Consider the following 1,869-nt stretch of genomic DNA (forward strand, 5'->3'; position numbering starts at 1 on the left):
GGCTAATAACACGCTACCGAAAAGGAGAAAAGAAGGAAAATATCCTTTTGGAAGTAAAAACGGTGCTCGAGGCACCTGAAAAATTTAGGGCGGATCCAATCTGGGCGAAGCTTGCCGAAGGTTTGATTCAGCCGGTTGAAGCCCGTATGCGGCAGCTAAATAAGCAGATGGCTCCCTTTACCATTTTTGGTGAAAATGAAATTGATGAACAGGCCAAAAAGCAGTTGTATGAAGCATTGAAACTTCCCATAGCATATCGGGGAGCATTGATGCCAGATGCACATATGGGCTATGGCCTGCCGATCGGCGGGGTGCTGGCAACAGATAATGCCGTGATACCTTACGGGGTCGGTGTGGATATCGGCTGCCGGATGAGCCTGTCTATCTTTGATTTACCGGCAAGTTATTTCAAAGGAAGAGAATTCCAGTTGCGAAATATGCTGAAAGAAAACACCAAATTCGGTATGTATGATACGCATCGTGAGAAACAGGATCATGCAATTTTTAGCCGGGCCGAATTTAACGATATCCCGCTGCTGAAATCATTGTTGGATAAAGCGTACAAACAACTCGGGACCTCAGGCGGCGGTAATCACTTTGTCGAATTTGGCGTGGTTGAGCTGCATGCTGTCCGACCGGACTGGGGGCTGGCCCCCGGCACTTATCTGGCGATCCTGTCGCATAGTGGATCGCGGGGATTGGGCGCAAATATTGCCAAACGGTATACCGATCTGGCGGCAAAACAGTGTCCTTTACCGCGTCATGTGCAACATCTGGCGTGGCTGGACCTGGACAGCCAAGAAGGTCAGGAGTACTGGTTAGCGATGAATTTAGCGGGTGATTATGCACGGGCCTGTCATGAGGATATCCACAGGCGTTTGGCAAAGGCTTTGGGGGAACGGCCCGTTTTGACCATCGACAACCACCATAATTTTGCCTGGAAGGAAACCGTGGATGGAAAAGAATGTATTGTTCACCGCAAAGGGGCGACACCTGCCGGACAGGGGGTGCTGGGGATTATCCCGGGCTCCATGACCGCACCCGGATTTATCGTTGAGGGGCGGGGCAATCCGTTGAGCCTGCAATCGGCATCGCATGGAGCCGGACGCATGATGTCACGGGCAGCCTGCAAAAGTAGCTTCACCAAAAGTGCCATGCTGAAGGAACTGGAGAAACATGATGTAGAACTCATCGGGGGCGCATTGGATGAAGCTCCACATGCTTATAAGGATATTCACCGGGTGATGAGCCTGCAGCAGGAGTTGGTTAATGTACTTGGAACATTTCGTCCCAAGATTGTTCGCATGGATAAATAGGAGGAACATGGAAAAGTATATTTTATTGACTTCGGGACGAGGACCAAGGGAATGTAATCTTGCCGTAAAGCTAGCGTTGGAAAGGATGCGGTTAGAAGCGAAGCAATACGGCTTAAAGATGGAGACGGTGGAAGTCGAAGAGATCGATGGGCTTCCCTGTTCATTGGTGTTAAAGCTCAGAGGTGAGGCAAGTGCCGTATTTATTGATCGTTGGATAGGAACAATTTGTTGGATCTGTCCAAGTCCTTTTCGGCTCAACCACAAACGTAAGAATTGGTTTTTGGAGGTCAAGAACTGGTATCCGGTACAGCCTGTTGCGAAAATGAACTTGAAGGATGTGCAATTTCAGGCCATGCGCAGCAGTGGCGCAGGAGGACAGCATGTAAACAAGGTGAGTTCAGCGGTGCGTGCGACTCATCTCCCGACAGGGATGATGGTGCAGGTGATGGATACCCGTTCCCAATTGCAAAATAAAGAAATTGCCGTTTTGCGTTTGGAAGAACGCTTGCTGGAGCTGGAACGGTTGCAGAAAAATGCAGGGAAAAACCAGTCC

2 protein-coding genes are annotated in these 1,869 nt (G+C 49.7%); both read left to right on the forward strand.

Features of this window, described 5'->3' with window-relative positions:
* Window positions 1-1,316: RtcB family protein (locus VN105_RS03950; RefSeq protein WP_325638145.1), on the forward strand; the 1,316-nt coding region annotated here is incomplete at its 5' end.
* A 7-nt stretch (window positions 1,317-1,323) separates the two neighbouring features.
* A partial coding sequence (gene prfH, locus VN105_RS03955; RefSeq protein WP_325638147.1) for a peptide chain release factor H occupies window positions 1,324-1,869 on the forward strand: 546 nt, incomplete at its 3' end.

Origin of the sequence: Chitinophaga sp. (genome assembly GCF_035564935.1) — a bacterium.
GTDB lineage: Bacteria > Bacteroidota > Bacteroidia > Chitinophagales > Chitinophagaceae > Chitinophaga.